The sequence below is a fragment of the Roseinatronobacter monicus genome (assembly GCF_006716865.1).
Taxonomy (GTDB): domain Bacteria; phylum Pseudomonadota; class Alphaproteobacteria; order Rhodobacterales; family Rhodobacteraceae; genus Roseinatronobacter; species Roseinatronobacter monicus.
In genome coordinates, this window is the sequence record NZ_VFPT01000001.1 from 712,323 (window position 1) to 729,647 (window position 17,325).

Annotated in this window: 16 protein-coding genes and 1 tRNA gene; 2 read left to right on the plus strand and 15 right to left on the minus strand. The window is 61.1% G+C overall.

Annotated elements, in window-relative coordinates; genetic code table 11:
- Positions 1-39: 39 nt before the first annotated feature.
- The 10 genes from BD293_RS03130 to BD293_RS03175 all read right to left on the minus strand — a co-directional run bounded on the left by BD293_RS03130 (position 40) and on the right by BD293_RS03175 (position 10,333).
- Positions 40-600: a sarcosine oxidase subunit gamma gene (locus BD293_RS03130; RefSeq protein ID WP_142079821.1), complete on the minus strand. Its 561-nt coding sequence runs from the start codon at positions 598-600 to the stop codon at positions 40-42.
- On the minus strand, positions 593-3,541 hold the full coding sequence (locus BD293_RS03135) for a sarcosine oxidase subunit alpha family protein (protein WP_142079822.1): 2,949 nt from the start codon (positions 3,539-3,541) through the stop codon (positions 593-595). The genes BD293_RS03130 and BD293_RS03135 overlap by 8 nt, the downstream gene beginning before the upstream one ends.
- Positions 3,538-3,825 (minus strand): sarcosine oxidase subunit delta, encoded by a 288-nt coding sequence (locus BD293_RS03140; protein WP_142079823.1) that lies wholly within the window; start codon positions 3,823-3,825, stop codon positions 3,538-3,540. The genes BD293_RS03135 and BD293_RS03140 overlap by 4 nt, the downstream gene beginning before the upstream one ends.
- Before the next feature lie 85 nt (positions 3,826-3,910).
- The gene (locus tag BD293_RS03145) at positions 3,911-5,161 is read right to left on the minus strand and encodes a sarcosine oxidase subunit beta family protein (protein WP_142079824.1); all 1,251 of its coding nucleotides are present in this window, start codon (positions 5,159-5,161) and stop codon (positions 3,911-3,913) included.
- A gap of 319 nt (positions 5,162-5,480) precedes the next feature.
- Positions 5,481-6,173: a transcriptional repressor LexA gene (gene lexA, locus BD293_RS03150; RefSeq protein WP_142079825.1), complete on the minus strand. Its 693-nt coding sequence runs from the start codon at positions 6,171-6,173 to the stop codon at positions 5,481-5,483.
- A gap of 79 nt (positions 6,174-6,252) precedes the next feature.
- Positions 6,253-7,425 (minus strand): molybdopterin molybdotransferase MoeA, encoded by a 1,173-nt coding sequence (locus tag BD293_RS03155; RefSeq protein ID WP_142079826.1) that lies wholly within the window; start codon positions 7,423-7,425, stop codon positions 6,253-6,255.
- Positions 7,422-7,901: a cyclic pyranopterin monophosphate synthase MoaC gene (gene moaC / locus BD293_RS03160; RefSeq protein WP_142079827.1), complete on the minus strand. Its 480-nt coding sequence runs from the start codon at positions 7,899-7,901 to the stop codon at positions 7,422-7,424. Before moaC ends, BD293_RS03155 begins: the two co-directional genes overlap by 4 nt.
- Before the next feature lies 1 nt (position 7,902).
- Positions 7,903-8,712, minus strand: a complete 810-nt coding sequence (trpC, locus tag BD293_RS03165) for an indole-3-glycerol phosphate synthase TrpC (protein WP_142079828.1) — start codon at positions 8,710-8,712, stop codon at positions 7,903-7,905.
- A 20-nt stretch (positions 8,713-8,732) separates the two neighbouring features.
- Positions 8,733-9,755, minus strand: a complete 1,023-nt coding sequence (gene trpD / locus BD293_RS03170; protein WP_142079829.1) for an anthranilate phosphoribosyltransferase — start codon at positions 9,753-9,755, stop codon at positions 8,733-8,735.
- Positions 9,752-10,333, minus strand: a complete 582-nt coding sequence (locus tag BD293_RS03175) for an anthranilate synthase component II (protein ID WP_142079830.1) — start codon at positions 10,331-10,333, stop codon at positions 9,752-9,754. Before BD293_RS03175 ends, trpD begins: the two co-directional genes overlap by 4 nt.
- A gap of 172 nt (positions 10,334-10,505) precedes the next feature.
- Here BD293_RS03175 and BD293_RS03180 point away from each other — a divergent pair, with 172 nt between their 5' ends.
- Entirely contained in the window at positions 10,506-11,996 is a 1,491-nt protein-coding gene (locus BD293_RS03180) for a divergent polysaccharide deacetylase family protein (protein ID WP_170207050.1), read from the plus strand.
- Between the two features lie 57 nt (positions 11,997-12,053).
- Positions 12,054-12,140: transfer RNA gene (locus tag BD293_RS03185), tRNA-Leu, on the plus strand.
- Positions 12,141-12,142: 2 nt separating this feature from the next.
- Here the strand turns inward: BD293_RS03185 and BD293_RS03190 are convergent.
- The 5 genes from BD293_RS03190 to BD293_RS03210 all read right to left on the minus strand — a co-directional run bounded on the left by BD293_RS03190 (position 12,143) and on the right by BD293_RS03210 (position 17,299).
- A complete protein-coding gene (locus BD293_RS03190; protein WP_142079832.1) occupies positions 12,143-12,646 on the minus strand; it encodes a L,D-transpeptidase family protein in 504 nt (167 codons plus the stop codon).
- An 86-nt stretch (positions 12,647-12,732) separates the two neighbouring features.
- Positions 12,733-13,530, minus strand: a complete 798-nt coding sequence (locus BD293_RS03195; protein WP_142079833.1) for an ion transporter — start codon at positions 13,528-13,530, stop codon at positions 12,733-12,735.
- Between the two features lie 37 nt (positions 13,531-13,567).
- On the minus strand, positions 13,568-14,776 hold the full coding sequence (locus BD293_RS03200) for a class I SAM-dependent RNA methyltransferase (RefSeq protein WP_142079834.1): 1,209 nt from the start codon (positions 14,774-14,776) through the stop codon (positions 13,568-13,570).
- 258 nt (positions 14,777-15,034) lie between these two features.
- The gene (locus tag BD293_RS03205; protein WP_142079835.1) at positions 15,035-15,451 is read right to left on the minus strand and encodes a VOC family protein; all 417 of its coding nucleotides are present in this window, start codon (positions 15,449-15,451) and stop codon (positions 15,035-15,037) included.
- Between the two features lie 21 nt (positions 15,452-15,472).
- The gene (locus BD293_RS03210) at positions 15,473-17,299 is read right to left on the minus strand and encodes an ABC transporter ATP-binding protein (RefSeq protein ID WP_142084271.1); all 1,827 of its coding nucleotides are present in this window, start codon (positions 17,297-17,299) and stop codon (positions 15,473-15,475) included.
- Positions 17,300-17,325: the final 26 nt, after the last annotated feature.

A 17,325-nucleotide genomic window follows, 5' to 3' on the forward strand; every position in this document is an offset into this window, starting at 1 on the left:
GGGTGAGTAGTCGTTGAAAGTATGGCGCGGGCTTGTCGTCTAAAAGGCTGCGCGGGCTGCATTTGTCATGGCATGATGCAGACTTTTAGCCGAGGATCGCGGCCCATAAACATGCACCCCATCTGCGCGGCAAATAACATAGCAGCCCAGATGCTCGATCACTGTGCGACGCGCAGTCCCTGTTGCCCGCCCCCCAAGGTCGAGGTTGCACAGCCGCTCGAACAGCCGCTCCAACCCGTCGCCAGAAATGTCGAATCGGACCCAAGCGTCGCTTTGCACCGTCACGCTGGCGCAATCGCCCAAACGGGCCTTCAGGCTGGCGGCCAGATTTTCGTGGCTGTGATAGGGGGCGTCAATCATCCAGATATGCGGCCCGGTCCAGAATGCGCCCATGTGCGCCGCCTGCACATGCGCCGCGATACCGGGCAGGGGGGCGCCCAGAATATCGGCAAGTGCTGCATTGCATGCATCCTCTTGTCCAAGGCGCGCCGCGACCGAAGCCAGCGCCCAGTCCGGCGCTTCCAAAATCGTCACAGGGCCGATGGTGTCGCTCATAGGTGTGCTGCCACCAAGGGCAGTCAGGGGGGCCAGATCATGCACGAAGTCGTTCTCCCTCTGGGTCGATGAAATGGGCCGAGACAATCTCGACCTCGGTATCATCCCCTGTCAGGGGCGAGGCTGCGCGCAACACATCGCCCATGCGTGTCTCGCCGGATTTCAAGAAACCGATGGCGATATAGGATTGCAGATTGGGCGAATAACAGGCCGAGGTCACATAGCCCAGATCATTGGCCGCTGTCATATCCGCGCCCAGTTCCAGCAAATGCGCGCCCGCCAGAACACGCGCTTGCGGGCTCTTGGGCCGGAACCCCACCAGCCGCAAGCCGTCAGGTTCGTTCAACCCTTCGCGCCGCGACAAGACCGTGCCGATACTGTCTTTCTTGTCGCTGACCATGCGGCCCATGCCCAGATCGCGGGCGGTGGTGGTGCCGTTCAATTCATTGCCTGCGGCATGGCCCTTTTCAATGCGCATGACGCCCAAAGCTTCGGTGCCATAAGGGGTGACATCAAATTCCGCGCCTTCCTGCATCAACCGCCGGATCAGCGCATCGCCATAGCGGGTGGGCACGGCAATTTCATAGGCCAACTCACCCGAGAACGAGATGCGGAACAACCGTGCCCGCAACCCGCCACACACCGTGATCTCACCACACGTCATGAAGGGGAAAGCGTCATTCGACAGATCAAACGCAGGGTCCACGATCTTTTGCAGTAACTTGCGCGCGTTCGGGCCTGCAATCGCATATTGCGCCCATGCTTCGGTGGTCGAGATCAGTTGCACATCCATATCCGGCCACAGGCATTGGCGTGCAAATTCCATATGGCGGTAGACTGGCACAGCATTGGCAGTGGTGGTGGTGACGACGAAATGATCCTCTGCCAGACGCGCGGCGGTGCCGTCATCCATCGCGATTCCATCCTCGCGCAGCATCAGCCCATAGCGCACGCGCCCCACGGCGAGTTTTGCAAAACCGTTACAATAGATGCGGTTCAGGAAGGCCGCAGCGTCGCGGCCCTGCACATCAATCTTGCCAAGCGTCGTCACATCGCACACCCCGACAGAGGCGCGCGTGGCCAGAACCTCGCGGTCCACACTCTCGCGCCAGTCTTTCTCGCCCGCGCGCGGGAACCATTGCGCGCGCAGCCACATGCCCGCTTCGACAAAGACAGCGCCTTGCTCGGTCGCCCATGTGTGGCTTGGGGTCAGGCGGGTAGGCTTGAAGTCACGACCCGTAGACCGCCCCGCAATCGCGCCCATCGCAACGGGCGTATAGGGGGGGCGAAAGATGGTCGTGCCGGTGGCTTGAATGCTTGCGCCCGTCAACGCGGCCATGACGGCAAGCCCGCCCATATTGGACGTTTTGCCCTGATCGGTTGCCATGCCCAGCGTCGTATAGCGTTTCAGATGCTCGACCGAGCGGAAATTTTCCTGATGCGCCAGCTTTACATCTTTGATCGTCACATCATTCTGGAAATCCAGCCATGCGCGCTTGGTGCCGCCAACATGCCAGAACGGGCTGATGTTGACCGGCGCATCCTCGGCATGCGGCAGATCGGCGGGCGTGGACGACAGGCCCAGATCAGCCAGTGCTTGCACAGCGCCCGCGGCCCCGGTGTGCAATGCGGCATGGGTGCTGAACTGCCCCGTTGCGGCACCCACAACGCGCATACCTTGTGGCAGCTCCGCGCCGGGCACAAACGCGGCAATCGCATCGTCCCAGACAGGTCGCCCGCGCTGGTGGCAGGTCAGCGACACATTCGGGTTCCAGCCGCCAGAAACCCCCAAGGCACCGACATTCAGCCTGCGGTTTTGCCCATTGGCCAGACGCACCGTGACCGATTTCAGGCCCAACCGGCCCGCGCTGTCCGTGACCTGCGCCCCTGCCAGAACCTCGACCCCCGGCAAGCTGGGCGCATCGGCGCGCGTGTCGATCACAGCGGCAAGTTTAACGCCAGCGGCCAAAAGGTCAGCTGCCGTGCGGTGGCCGTCGTCATTATTGGTGAACACGGCAACAGTCTCGGCGGGGCTGGCGGCCCAGCGGTTGACATAAGTGCGCAGCGCGCTTGCAGTCATGATGCCGGGGCGGTCGTTATTGGCAAAAGCGATGGGCCGCTCGATCGCCCCTGCGCATAGCAGCGCACGTTGCGCGTAGATGCGCCACAGGATTTGTCGGGGCTTGCCAGTTTCAGGGCTGGGCAGATGGTCGGACACACGTTCCACCGCGCCATAAATGCCATGATCAAAGGCCCCGAAAATGGTCGTGCGTGGCAACAGGCGGACATTGGGCAGGCTGGCAAGCTCGACCACAGCTTGTGCGGCCCATTGCGCGCCGGCAACGTCGCCAAGCTGGAAGGTTTCGGCATTCAGCCGTCCCCCCATGCGAAAATCCTCATCCGCCAGAATGACCCGCGCGCCCGCCCGCCCTGCGGTCAGTGCGGCGGCCATACCAGAGGGTCCAGCCCCGATGATCAACAGATCGCAATGCAGAAACCCCTTGTCATAAAGGTCGGGGTCCGCCTTGGTCGTGATAGAGCCAAGACCAGCCGCGCGCCGGATGATGGGTTCATACAGCTTTTCCCAAAAAGCGGCGGGCCACATGAAGGTCTTGTAATAAAACCCCGCTGTCAGGAAATTGGAAAAGCGGTCATTGATCGCCAGCGCGTCGAATTTCAGACTGGGCCAGGCGTTTTGGGAATTGGCCTGCAAACCATCGAACAGCTCGATCGTGGTGGCGCGGGTGTTGGGTTCCTGCCGCCCGCCGGTGCGCAACTCGACCAGCGCATTGGGTTCTTCGCTGCCTGCGGTCAAGACACCGCGCGGGCGGTGATATTTGAACGAGCGCCCCATCAGCCGCACGCCATTGGCCAAAAGTGCCGAGGCCAGAGTATCGCCGGGATGGCCCTTGTAATACTGGCCGTCGAACCGGAAGCTGATCTTGCGTGCGCGGTCGATCTGGCCGCCTGTTGGCAATCTGCTCATGCGCTGCGCCCCGAATTGCGCGCAACATCGCGCGCCAGTTCAACATTGGTGATCTCATGGGTTACGGTATTGCGCGTGACCACCAGCCAAGAGCGGTCACCCTGCTCATGGAACCACAATTCGCGGTGCAAGCCCGCTGGATTGTCACGCAGATAATCGTAGTCGAAAAACGCCGCTTCTGCGCCCGCAGCCATGCCATCGGGGCGGTCAATCAGGCGGGCGTCGCCCAAATAGGTGAATTCCTGCGCATCACAGGGGCCAAGCAATGGGTGGTTGATAATCATGCGCGCCCCCTTTGGCGGCTGGTCCCGGTGGTGGCCGTGGAATTTGAGTATTTTCGGCAAGAAAATGGCAACATGTGCTGCGCCCTTAATGCAGGTTGGGCTGCGCGCCCATACCTTTTTCGTCGATCATGCGGCCCTTCTCGAAGCGGTCAAAACGATAGGCGGCGGCGGTCGGGTGCGGGGTGTCGGTGGTCAGAAGATGGGCAAAACACCAGCCCGAGGCAGGCGTGGCCTTGAACCCGCCATAACACCAGCCGCCGTTGAAATAGAGCCCGTCAATATGGGTGCGGTCGATGATGGGCGAGCCGTCCATGCTCATGTCCATCACGCCGCCCCACATGCGCAGCAGACGCACGCGGCCAAGGCCGGGAAAGAGCGCCATGCCCCCCTCAATCACATCTTCGACGACGGCCAGATTGCCGCGCTGGGCGTAGGAGTTGTAGCCGTCGATATCGCCGCCAAAGACCAGACCGCCCTTATCGGACTGGCTGCAATAGAAATGGCCTGCGCCAAAGGTGATGACGCCGGGCAGGACGGGCTTTAACCCTTCCGAGACGAAGGCTTGCAACACATGGCTTTCAATCGGCAGGCGCATTCCGGCCTGAGCCATGACGCGGCTGGAATTGCCCGCAACTGCAACGCCGACTTTGCCTGCCCCGATGAAGCCGCGCGATGTCTCGACGCCAAGGCATTGGCCGTTCTCGATGCGAAAGCCTGTCACTTCGCAATTCTGGATGATATCGACCCCGAGGCTGTCGGCCCCGCGCGCATAGCCCCAAGCGACTGCGTCATGGCGCACAGTGCCGCCGCGCCGCTGTGCCAGACCGCCCTTGATGGGAAATCGTGCATCGTTGAAATTGAGGAACGGGTATTCGCGGCGCACTTGCTCCGCGCTGAGCAGTTCGGCATCGGCCCCGTTCAGCATCATCGCATTGCCGCGCCGGATATAGGCATCGCGCTGGGCATCCGAATGGATCAGGTTCAGAATGCCGCGCTGGCTGACCATGGCGTTATAGTTGAAATCCTGCTCCAGCCCTTCCCACAGCTTGAGCGAGAACTCGTAAAACGGCTCATTGCCATCAAGCATGTAATTCGAGCGGATGATCGTGGTGTTGCGCCCGACATTGCCGCCGCCGATCCAGCCTTTCTCGATAACCGCGATATTGCTCTGGCGGAACTCTTTGGCAAGATAATAGGCCGTTGCCAGACCGTGGCCGCCGCCGCCAATGATGATGATGTCGTATTTCGGCTTTGGCTGCGGATCGCGCCAGGCTGGTGTCCAGCCCTTATGACCGGTCAACGCTTCCTTGATGACGCGAAATCCTGAATAGCGCATGCTGTGCTCTCCTTGCCGGGGCCAGAGATAGCAAATAATCCGAATATCGCTTTGCTTGAATCGGACATGGGTGTCACCGGATGCGACACTGGCCTGACAAATTCGCAGTCATCAGGGCGGGCAGGGGCCATGAGAGGCGCAACATGTTGGCTGTGCACATGTCTTGAGCTGGTGCTTGATGCGACGCGCAGCCGCAGCTCGCGTCGCACCATCCAAGATGGTCGATCTGCGACATTTGCACTGGTGCCGTTGTGGCGGCACCTTCTGCATCGGGCTTGTGCCATCGCTGGCGCAGGCGGTTATCTGGAATGGACCGCTGTCAGTAGCTGCGGATCAGACCAACCAGCCGCCCCTGAACCTGCACTTGGTCATCCCGCAGCAGGCGTGTTTCATAGGCCGCATTGGCAGCTTCCAGCGCGATCATGCCATTCTGGCGGCGAAATTTTTTCAATGTTGCTTCCAGTCCATCGACAAGGGCCACAACGATATCGCCATTATCAGCCGTGTCCTGTTCGCGGATGACAACGATATCGCCGTCATTGATGCCCAGATCAATCATCGAGTCGCCCTGCACCTCCAGCGCATAATGGCTGGAGCGGCCGCGCAACATGCTGGCGGGAACCGAGATGTCGTTGACCACTGCGCTGATCGCCTCGATCGGGGTGCCGGCTGCGATGCGGCCCATGATCGGCAGGCTGAGCGAGGATGCGTCCACAGGCAGGGCTTGCGCAGGTGGAGCTGGTTTTTCGGTGGCACCGCCGTCAATAACTTTGGCTTCAAATCCCTGCTTTTGCAGCGCGTCGGGCAATTTCAACACTTCGATTGCGCGGGCGCGGTGATGCATGCGCCGAATGAAACCCCGTTCTTCCAGTGCTGTGATAAGTCGGTGAATGCCGGATTTCGAGCGCAGATCGAGGGCATCTTTCATCTCGTCAAATGATGGGGCAACCCCGTCTGTTTCCATGCGTGTATGTATAAGCTTGAGAAGTTCAATCTGCTTGCGTGTCAACACTGCGCGCCCCCCGGCTATGGTTTTGTCCCAAATTACGGTAGCAATGTTCTATCTATGTTCTGCGCCTGTGTCAACTGTTTCACACAAGGATATACCGCATTTGTTCACCGGCCTTGCGGGCACCGTCGCCTGCGGGATGGATCAGCAGCGCATCAGCCTGACACAACACGCCCAAAAGCGCGCTGTCCTGATCGGGGTGGGGCGCAATCGTGCCACCGGGGCCAAGGGTGGCGCGCATGTAATGCGTGCGCGGGCCATTGGCGGGCAGGTCACAGGCCAGCGTGGCGGTTGCACTGTGCATCGGATAGGCCCCAAGCCCCTGCATCGCGCGCAGGGCAGGGCGCATGAACAGATGCCCGCACACGATTGAGGAGACGGGATTTCCGGGCAGGCCCAACAACAAGGCCCCTTCCAGACGTCCGGCCATCAGCGGTTTGCCGGGGCGCATGGCAACCTTGTAGAAGGCGCGGCTGGCCCCCATGGCGTGCGTGACCGGCCCGACAAGGTCGTGATCGCCGACTGACGCGCCGCCAATGGTGACAATCATGTCGGCATCTGCGGCGAGGTCCAGCACGGCGCGCAGGCTGGCCTCATTATCGCGGGCGATGGGCAGGATGCGTGCGCGTGCGCCCTCTGCCTCGGCCATGGCTTTGAGCGCGAAGGCGTTGGAGGCGATGATCTGATCGGGCTTCGGGTCTTCGCCGGGCATGACCAATTCGTCCCCGGTGGCGATAATTGCGACATCGGGGCGGCGGCTGACGTGCGCATTGGCGCAGTTCATTGCTGCCAGCCATGCCAACTCTGACGGGCGCAGGCGGCGCGGTGCGCTGATCTGGTCGCCAGCGCTGAAATCCGTGCCTTGGGGGCGGATGTGGCGCGCAGCCACGCGGTCTTCGGTCAGGGTGATCGTGTCACCGTCGCGCGTGACATCTTCTTGAATGACCACGCAGTCAGCACCTTCTGGCACGGGCGCCCCTGTGAAGATGCGCACGGCCTCGCCTGTGCCCACACGGCCTGCAAATGCGTGGCCTGCCGCGGCTTCGCCGATGACGCGGTAGCTGGTCTGGGGCGATGTCGCAGCAGAGAGGGCATAGCCATCCATCGCCGCCGCCGCGAATGGGGGCTGGTCGCGCTGCGCCGTGACAGGTGCGCGCAACACGCGGCCCGAGGCCTGTGCAAGTGCGACCTGCTCTGTGCCCAAGGGCGTAATTAACGCAAAGACATGTGTCAGCGCCTCTTCGACCGAGATCATGGCTGCACCTGATAGCGGCCAGATTTGCCGCCATCTTTCAACACGACGCGCGTGGCGGTGATGGTCATGGATTTTTCGGCGGCTTTGAGCATGTCATAGATTGTCAACGCAGCAACAGAGGCGGCGGTCAGCGCCTCCATCTCGACGCCGGTCTGGCCGGTGGTGCGCACTTCGGCGCGGATACGCACACCGGGCAAGGTTTCATCGGGTGTCAGGTCCACCGAGACTTTGGTGATGGGCAGCGGATGACAGAGCGGGATCAGGTCTGCGCAGCGTTTGGCCCCCATGATCCCTGCAAGTCGCGCGACGCCCAGAACATCGCCCTTTTTGGCGCGGCCTTCTGTAATCAATGCCAGTGTTTCGGGCAGCATCTGCACGGCACTTTCGGCGACAGCCACACGCGCGGTATGCGACTTTTGCGACACGTCAACCATGTGAGCGTGCCCCTCAGCGTCAAAATGTGTCAGTTTTTCCACATTACACCTGTTCTGGCTGAAGGGGGTTGGCCAGCAGAGTACGGGTGGCTTGGGCCACATCGGGCTGGCGCATCAGGCTTTCGCCAATCAGGAAACTGCGCGCGCCGTACCCCGCCAGATCGGCCAGATCGGCGGGGGTGTATATGCCGCTCTCCGCGATCAGCATTTTACCCTGTGGCACAAGGCGCGATAACTGGCGCGTGGTGTCCAGTGTCACGTCAAATGTGTTCAGGTTGCGATTGTTGATCCCCAGAAGGGGCGAGTCCAGCGCCAAGGCGCGGTCCAGTTCTGCCGCATCATGCACTTCGACCAGCACATCCATGCCCCATGCGACCGCGGCCTGTTCCAGTTCCTGCGCCTGCGCGTCAGAGACAGAGGCCATGATGATCAGAATGCAATCGGCATGCAGCGCGCGGGCCTCGGCCACCTGATAGGTGTCATACATGAAATCCTTGCGCAGCGCGGGCAATGTGGTGGCCGTGCGCGCAGCAGTCAAAAAGCTGTCAGCGCCTTGAAAGCTGGGGGTGTCGGTCAGCACGCTCAGACAGGTCGCTCCGCCTTGTTCATAGGCGCGGGCCAATGCAGGCGGGTCGAAATCGGCGCGGATCAACCCCTTGGAAGGGCTGGCTTTCTTGATCTCGGCAATCAGCCCGTAGCCGGTGGTTTCAGCCTTGCGCAAGGCGGCGGCAAAGCCGCGTGGGGTGGGGGCATGGCGTGCCGCGTCCTCTACATCTGACAGCGCGCGCGCGGCCTTTCGGTCCGCGATTTCTTGCAATTTGTAGCTTTTGATCTTGTCGAGAATGGTGGCCATGGCTGTGGTCTTTCCGAAATTCAGGCAGTTACAGGGCTGATGCGGGCAAGTATCTCGACCGCGCGCATCGCGGCACCAGAGGCAAGGCTTTCGCGTGCACGCTCCACCCCTTCATTCAACGCGATGGCCTTGCCCGCGATCACCAACGCAGCGGCAGAATTCAGCAAGACAGCATCGCGGTAGGCAGGGCGGCCCGCACCTTGCAGCACCGCGCGCAGTTCGCGGGCGTTTTCATCTGGCGCACCGCCCAGCAAATCCTCAAACTTGTGCACGGGCAGGCCCGCATCCTCGGGGTGCAGGGTGAACTCGCGCAATGCGCCCGCTTCCAGCGCCACGACAGCACTTTCAGCGGCAATCGACAGCTCGTCCGTGCCATCGCCGCCATGCACCAGCCACGCGCGCTCGGTCCCAAGGGCGCGCAGTGTTTCGGCCATAGGGCGCAGCAGATCGGTCGAGAATGCGCCAGTCAGTTGGTATTTCACCCCTGCCGGGTTGGTCAGTGGTCCGAGTATGTTGAAAATGGTGCGCGTGCCCAATTCCATACGCACAGGGCCGACATGGCGCATGGCGGGGTGGTGCATTGGGGCCATCATAAAGCCGATCCCGGCCTCGTTCAGGGCTTGTTCAACCACCGATGCGCCGACCATAACGTCAATGCCCAAAGCCCCTAGCGCATCTGCCGCGCCAGACTTTGATGACAGGTTGCGATTGCCATGCTTGGCCACCGGCACGCCCGCGCCTGCGACCACAAAGGCCGTCGCGGTCGAGATGTTCAGCGTGCCCTTGCCATCGCCGCCTGTGCCGACAATGTCCATCGCCCCTTCGGGCGCGCGGACCTTGACGCATTTGGCGCGCATCACGCTGGCTGCGGCGGCATATTCATCTACGGTTTCGCCGCGTGTGCGCAGGGCCATTAGAAAACCGCCCGTCTGCGCAGGCGTGGCTTGGCCTTCAAACAACAGGTTGAACGCGGCCTCTGCCTCTGCCCGTGTCAGAGCGCGGGTGGCGGCAATGCCGATCAGGGGTTTGAGGTCATCCATTATGCACCAACCGCAGCTTGATCCAGAAAATTGCGCAGCATCGCATGCCCATGTTCCGACCGGATGCTTTCGGGATGAAACTGCACCCCCTCTACGGGCAAATCGCGGTGTCGCAGCCCCATGATCAAGCCATCTTCCAGCCAGCTTGTGACCTCAAGACAATCGGGCAGGGTGTCGCGGTCCACCACCAGCGAGTGATAGCGCGTGGCCATCAGCGGCGAGGGCAGACCATGAAAGACACCTTGTCCTGTGTGGTGCATCTGCCCCAGCTTGCCGTGCACGATCTGCCGCGCGCGCAAAACCCGCCCGCCAAATGCCTGTCCGATGGTCTGATGCCCAAGGCAAACGCCCAGCAGCGGCACGCGCGCCTCGGCAGCGGCAAGGGTCAGCGGCAGGCAAATGCCCGCCTGATCCGGGTCGCAGGGGCCGGGCGACAGCACAATGGCAGACGGGTTCAGTGCCATCGCTTCCTGCACATCCAGCGCATCATTGCGCCGCACCAGCACATCTGCCCCTAATTCGCCCAAGTAATGGACCAGATTATAGGTGAAACTGTCATAATTATCGATCAGCAGCAGCATGGGCGATTTCCGGGGTTCTGGTCCATTGGAAACCTACATGCCCGCCCCTTGCTAGCAAGGTCAAGGGCGCGCGCGCCAATCCGTTTGATCCGCACGCGTATTTGTGGAAGAATCATGCCAGACCGTGCAGTATAAGCGCGGGCATTTGTAATTTAATAATATGGGGCGTGGTGTGGACAGCAATCTACTTGCAGGGCTTGCGACCGGGACCGGACTGGTTTTGGTCGGGTTTATCGGCGTAAATGTCGTCTATCCACCAGCGCATGATGCGCCAATGCAGGACATAAGCACAGCGCCGCCCACGCCAGAGGACGTGGGCCTTGCGCCCTTGCCCCTTGTTGAGGATGCGCCGCCAGAAACACTTGCCGACACGGACCAGCCCTTGGTCGAAGTCGCACCGCCGGAAGATGACACACCCGCCGCAGATACCGCCGAGGGTCTGCCGGATGCGCCCGTATCTGACGACATGGCCGCCGATGCCCCCGCGCCGGAAGGTCTGCCCGAGCAGATGCCAGAGAGCGCCAGCGTGCCACAAGTAGAGAGCGCGCCGGAAGAGGAGGCGGGCGTGGAACCCGCCACCGAAATGGACATCGCAGACATACCTGACGAAAACGTCCCGCAGGTTGAACTGCACATCCCCACCCCGTCCGAGGGTATGACCGAAGATAGTGCCGCCGAGATGCCCGCAGCGCAAGCGCAGGTCAGTGCTGTTCCATTGCCGTCGCGCATGGCATCTGCGCCCCAAGCAGATGTTGCGTTAGAGGGGCCGCAGTTGTTGCCGCCCGCCCCCATCGGTCGGGTTGAGGATGCCCCTGAAGCCCGCGCTGACCTTGAAATAGAGGACGCGCCCGAAGAACAAGTCGCACAAAACGACGCCCCCCAGACGATACCCGGAACCCGCGTATCAGGCCTGCCACGCATCGGCGAAGGATCGGATGCGCCCATCGTGGTCGATCAGGAACCACTGCCCTCAGCCACCCCACAATCGGCATTGCAGCGCAATTCGCTGTATCAGGCCGGTCCCGGAACTGCCGATAAAATGGCTTTGGTCCTGTCCGATCCTGGGCTGCCAATGGCCCGGCGGCGCATGCTTGCCGCGCTGGAGGTTCCCTTTACTATTGCGTTGAACCCGATGGACCCCACTGCACCCGAAGCCGCCGAAATCTACCACGAGGCTGGCAAAGAGGTTGTGATACTGGCTGCCGGTCTGCCTGCGGGGGCCACGGCGTCTGATCTGGATGTGTCGCTGAATGCCTATTTTGACGCGCTACCGCAGGCTGTCGGGGTGATCGACCTGCCAGAGAACGGGGTCGCCCGCAATGCAGCGCTTCTGCGCGAGGTGCTGCCATTGCTTGCGCAGGACGGACATGGGTTTTTGACCTTTTCAGGCGGGCTTTCGCAAGCCGGACGCTCTGCCGAAGCCGCAGGGGTCGCACATGCCGAAGTGTTCCGCGTGCTGGACGCAGGCGATGAAAGTGTCTTTACCATCCGGCGGTTTCTGGACCGCGCTGTGTTTCAGGCCAGCCAGATCGGCAATGTGATTGTCTTTGGCGATGCCACCAATGAGGAAACACTGGACGCAATCGAGATGTGGCGCGAAGAACGCCGCGCAGGGCAGATCACACTTGTGCCTGTATCCGGTATTCTGTTGCAGCAAGAATGATCCGCGCACTCTGGGCTTGAAGCCGCTTGCGCAGCAGTCTAGACCATCGCGGTGATTGGCCGCTTGCTGGAACTGGTAGACAGACCGGACTTAAAATCCGTTGCTCGCAAGGGCGTGTGGGTTCGACTCCCACAGCGGCCACCACGTCATGGTAATATGCGAATGGGCGTTCCGTCGCGCACCATGGCATAGATATCTTCCATCTCCCGGTCAGTCACCGCGATGCACCCGTCTGTCCAGTCACCGCGCGCCTGTTGGAATCGAGGTCCACGGCCATGGATGAAAATATCACCGCCCGGTTTCCAGCCATTTTCTTCGGCGCGCGCCTTATCGGCCTCGTTCGGGTAATCTATCCCGATTGACAGGTGAAACCGGCTGTTCGGGTTGCGCCGGTCGATGATGTAATCGCCCTCTGGTGTGCGGCGGTCACCCTCGTGCTGCTTATGGCCGAACGGATTGCCGCCTAGTTGCACGTCAAAACTGCGCAACAAGCGGTTATAGTGCCACAAATCCATCCGGCGCGCCGTCTTATACACGACGACATGCGTCACCTCTGGGCCTTTGTAGGTCCGAAATTTGCTTGGGGGGCCACCGCAAGATGCCAAAACGGCAACCAGCACCAGCGCGGCGACGACACGAAAGAATATCATTATTGCTGCCTCAGGGTTTTTTGCAATGACCATGCCCTAAAGGCGCGATTCTGCCAAGTCCTGTCATATGCCAGATCACGGATACGTCATTCGGCGGGCGGCACTTTGTCTTTCTCTTGTGCGTTCAACCGCTCTTCGATGGCCGCAAGACGTTTAAGCACTTCATCGCGGTAATCGGATGTGGCCTGATTGCTTTCGGCGGCATGGGCGTCCTGCATCGAATTGACGATCAGACCCACCAGCAGGTTCACCACCGCGAATGTCGTAACCATGATGAAGGGCACGAAAAAGGCCCATGCATAGGGATAGGCCTCCATCACCGGGCGCACGATCCCCATCGACCACGATTCGAGCGTCATGATCTGGAACAGGGTATAGGCCGAATTGCCCAAATCACCGAACCAGTCTGGAAACGTCTCTTTAAACAGCTTGGTGGCCATAACTGCGCCGATATAGAACAACATGCCCATCAACAAAAACACCGACCCCATTCCGGGCAGCGCCTTGATGAACCCTTCGACCACGCGGCGCAGATTGGGGCTGACCGAGACGACACGCAGTAGACGCAAAATACGCAAAGCCCGCAATACGCTAAAGCCCTGTGCCCCCGGCACAAGCGAGATGCTGACGATCAGGAAATCAAAGATATTCCAGCCAGAGCGCCAGAATTTCCCGCGCTGCGCGTGGAATTTCAACACCAGTTCCACCACGAAAATGGTTAGGCAAGCCGCATCCAACCCAAGGATCAGCGGCCCGGCAATCGCCATCAACGTGTCAGACGTCTCCATGCCCAACAGGATCGCGTTGAAGATGATCACAACGATAATCCCGTTGCGCACCCATGGCTGATCCAGAAACGCGGCGGTCTTTTCACGGCTAAGCATTATTGGTCCCCGATTTTCGGTTGTAGGGCGCGATATGCTATCTTGTGAACTGGGCTGCAAGCTCCACATGCGGGCTGAAGCGGAATTGATCGACCATTTGCACCCATTCAAGGCGATAGCCGCCTGCAACGAGGATTTTTGCGTCGCGCGCAAAGGTCGCAGGGTTGCACGACACAGCGGCAATGCGCGGAATGGTTGAAGCGGCCAGCGCGACAGTCTGCGCCTCGGCACCAGCGCGGGGCGGATCGATCACGGCGGCCTCGAATTTTTTCAACTCGGCTGGCAGCAACGGGCGGCGGAACAGATCGCGCGCCTCATGGGTGATGCGCTTCAGGCCTGTGGCTTGTCGCCACCCCGCATCCAGGGCGTGCAGCATGTCCGCGTCGCCCTCGACCGCGTGGATCTCTGCCCGCTCGGCCAATGGCAGCGTAAACGTGCCGCAACCTGCAAACAGATCAACGATTTGCGCGGCATTGCCCACAGCCTCGCTGACGGCGATCTGCAAGGCCTGCTCGGCGGGTTTGGTCGCTTGCAGAAAGCCACCGGGCGGCGGCGTGATCTGCGCGCGTGCGATCTGGTGAAAGGGCGGCTGCGTCTGCGCGATCACCTCGCCCTCCCATGCCAGCCGTGCAAGCCCCGCTTGCCCCGCCCATTGGCCCAATTCCGCGCGCAACGCATCATCAAGCAGCTTGCCACCTGAAACCGCCAGATCAAGCCCGGCATCGGACCGCGTCAGTGACAGCGACAGCGTGGTCTTGCGCGCGCCAAAACGGGCGGTCAGTTCTTCCAGCAGCGGCAGGGCAGCGGTCAGGTCGGGATGCAGGATCAGACAGTCTGGCACTGGCGTAATCACATCGGACGCGCGGGCGTGAAAGCCGACCAAAGCGCCTCTCTTCAGCCGACGCCCTGAAAAACTGGCGCGCCTGCGGCTGTGCAACTCCGAGATATGCGGCGCGCGAAACTCTGCACTCAACCCTTGGGCGGCAAGTGCTTGCCGGATCACGCCCTCTTTCCAGTCGGTCACGAATTCTGCCTGTGCGTGTTGTAACGCGCAACCGCCACAGTTGCGGTAATGCGGGCAGGGCGCTCTGATACGCAGCGGGGAGGGGGTCAGGATACGCGGTGCATCCATCCGGCCCTGCACGATCTCGCCGGTCACGACTTCATCCGGCAATGTGCGTGGCACGAAAACCGGACCTTCGGCAATGCCGTCGCCATGATGGCCAAGGCGGAGGATTGTGATCATAAGGCCCCTGTATCGCGCGCTAGTTCTTGAGATTTTCCGCCCCGCGGCACGTGCAAGGGCGGCATATTGCGGCGCCTTTATCATGGTGTTGCCCGACAGACAAAACCTTCCTGCGTTCGGTCGTGAAGGGGTGGTTTGCGGGATAATCCGATGTGCGCGTAACCCGACCCGCACAAAAAGCGGTCGAAGGCCGCCGCAACTCAAAGGGCCGCCCACAATTCCCTCAAAACAGCCATGTCATATCGCGTCAGACGCCACTCACACCACCCGCGCAGGACTGAACGCATAGCCTTCGGGCGACAGGATCGTCGCCTCGCGCAACCCGTGCGGCTTATCGGCAGGCTGCTCCAGCACCATATCGGCCTGCGCGCGCGCAACTGCTTGATCGGGGTCCACGCCGAACAGATAAATCTGCGCGCCGGTCCCGCGCGGCGGCACCTCTGGGACAAGGGCCAAAAGCGGGTGCGCGTGATAGGTTGCATCCGCGTGTAATTGCATCATCCAGTCACCATGACGGATGATCGCGAAATCCTTGCTTGCGCGGTGGATTTCCAGATCAAAGACATCGTGTAGGAACGCAGCCATTCCCATCACGTCACGACACAGAAGGTTCACCCCGATCCCGCGTAGACTGCGCCCGAAATCCACTGGGGTGATATGCTCCAGATCAGTCACTTCGCCCCCTCACGCGCTTTCTCAGGCTGTCATATCCGCATCGTCGTCAAAGCCCAGAAACCCGCCCGATTGCCGCGCCCAGAAACGGGCATATGTGCCGCCCGCGTTGAGCAATTCGTCATGGCTGCCCTGCTCGATGATATGCCCATCATCCAATACGATAATACGGTCCAGCTTGGCAATCGTGGACAACCGGTGCGCGATGGCCAGCACGGTCTTGCCTTCCATCAACGGCTCCAACGCGTCCTGCACAGCGGCCTCGACCTCGGAATCCAGCGCCGAAGTTGCCTCATCCAGCACCAGAATCGGCGCGTCTTTCAGGAATGCGCGCGCAAGGGCGATGCGCTGGCGCTGTCCGCCAGACAGGCGCACACCCCGTTCGCCCAGATGCGCATCATAGCCATGCCGCCCCTCATGGTCTTGCAGCGACAGGATAAACTCATGCGCTTCTGCCGCGCGGGCGGCTTGCTGGACCTCGGCCAATGTGGCATCCGGGCGGCCATACCGAATATTCTCGAAGGCCGAGCGGTTGAACATCGCCGTTTCCTGCGTGACCATCGCAATATTGCGCCGCAAGCTTTCTTGTGTGACCTGCCTGACATCGCGCCTGTCAATGGTAATGCGCCCGCCCTCGACATCATACAGCCGCAACAGCAGCGCCACGAGCGTGGATTTCCCGGCACCAGAGGCCCCGACAATGCCAATCTTCTCGCCGGGTGCGATCTTCAGATCCAACCCTTCAACGCCCCCGGTCTGGCGGCCATAGGCAAAATTCACGTTGTCAAAATGCAGCGCCCCTGTGACGCGGCCAAGTTCCACTGCATCATCCGCGTCTTGCAGATTCGACGGGCGCGTCAGAGTTTTCATCCCATCCTCTACCTCGCCCAGATTGCCATAAATCGCCATCAGCACGAAACTGACCCAGCCCGTCATCTGCGCAATCCGAATAGCGACCGCCCCTGACGCAGCAATCGCCCCCGGAGTGGCCTGTCCCAGCGACCAAAGCCACAGCGTGCCACCGATCAGCAGCACAGGCAGCACACCCGCCACCAGCATCAGCCAGAAGCGAAACCATGCCTGCACTTCGCCAAATTCGACAGCCCGGTCGCGGAACACACCCATTGCATTCAACGCGGCGCGATCCTCGAACTCGGAATGGGCAAACAGTTTGACTGTTTTGATATTGGTGATCGTGTCCACCACCTGCCCGCTGACCTGCGCGCGCGCGCCCGCCCGCGCGCCTGCCCGCTGGCGCACTTGCGGCAGGAAATACCGGATCAATGCCAGATACCCGACCAGCCAGACCGCCAGCGCCAAGGCAATCCGCGCGTCGATCGTCAGCAGCAAAATGACCGAACCGATGATCGAGGCCAGCGCAAAAGCCATCGTGTTGATCGTTTCATTCGCCACATCCGTCAGCGCCCGCGCGGTCTGAACCTGTTTCTGGGCAATCCGCCCCGCAAAATCATTGTCGAAAAACGTAACCGGCTGCCCCAGCGTCCAGCGGTTCAACCGCGATTGCACCAGCACATAGACATTGGGCTGCACCACAATACTGTTTGCCGCCGAAGACAGGCCAAAGGCGACCGGGCGCAGAACCACGAAGAATATCACGAAACCCGCAACCAGCCACAGATGCTGCGTGAAGAAATCAACAGGGCCGGTTTCAACCACTGCGTCAATGATCATGCCCAGCAACAGCGCAGACACCACCTCGGTTGTGCCGACAAGAGCCGAGATTACGGCGGCCAGCAACAAGACCGGCCATGCCCCTTGCACAGACCACAAAATAAAGGCCCACAGACTGCGGGGCGGCGCGCCGGGCGCGCGTTCAAACGCATTGATCATCCCGGCCAGACGCTGCGCAGGTCCGG

Bases quoted from the DNA above. Each gene is read 5' to 3' on its own strand.
- BD293_RS03135 (WP_142079822.1), bottom strand. From the start codon at position 3,541: ATGAGCAGATTGCCAACAGGCGGCCAGATCGACCGCGCACGCAAGATC.
- BD293_RS03140 (WP_142079823.1), bottom strand. From the start codon at position 3,825: ATGATTATCAACCACCCATTGCTTGGCCCCTGTGATGCGCAGGAATTC.
- BD293_RS03145 (WP_142079824.1), bottom strand. From the start codon at position 5,161: ATGCGCTATTCAGGATTTCGCGTCATCAAGGAAGCGTTGACCGGTCAT.
- BD293_RS03155 (WP_142079826.1), bottom strand. From the start codon at position 7,425: ATGATCTCGGTCGAAGAGGCGCTGACACATGTCTTTGCGTTAATTACG.
- trpC (WP_142079828.1), bottom strand. From the start codon at position 8,712: ATGGCCACCATTCTCGACAAGATCAAAAGCTACAAATTGCAAGAAATC.
- BD293_RS03175 (WP_142079830.1), bottom strand. From the start codon at position 10,333: ATGCTGCTGCTGATCGATAATTATGACAGTTTCACCTATAATCTGGTC.
- BD293_RS03190 (WP_142079832.1), bottom strand. From the start codon at position 12,646: ATGATATTCTTTCGTGTCGTCGCCGCGCTGGTGCTGGTTGCCGTTTTG.
- BD293_RS03195 (WP_142079833.1), bottom strand. From the start codon at position 13,530: ATGCTTAGCCGTGAAAAGACCGCCGCGTTTCTGGATCAGCCATGGGTG.
- BD293_RS03200 (WP_142079834.1), bottom strand. From the start codon at position 14,776: ATGATCACAATCCTCCGCCTTGGCCATCATGGCGACGGCATTGCCGAA.
- BD293_RS03210 (WP_142084271.1), bottom strand. From the start codon at position 17,299: ATGATCAATGCGTTTGAACGCGCGCCCGGCGCGCCGCCCCGCAGTCTG.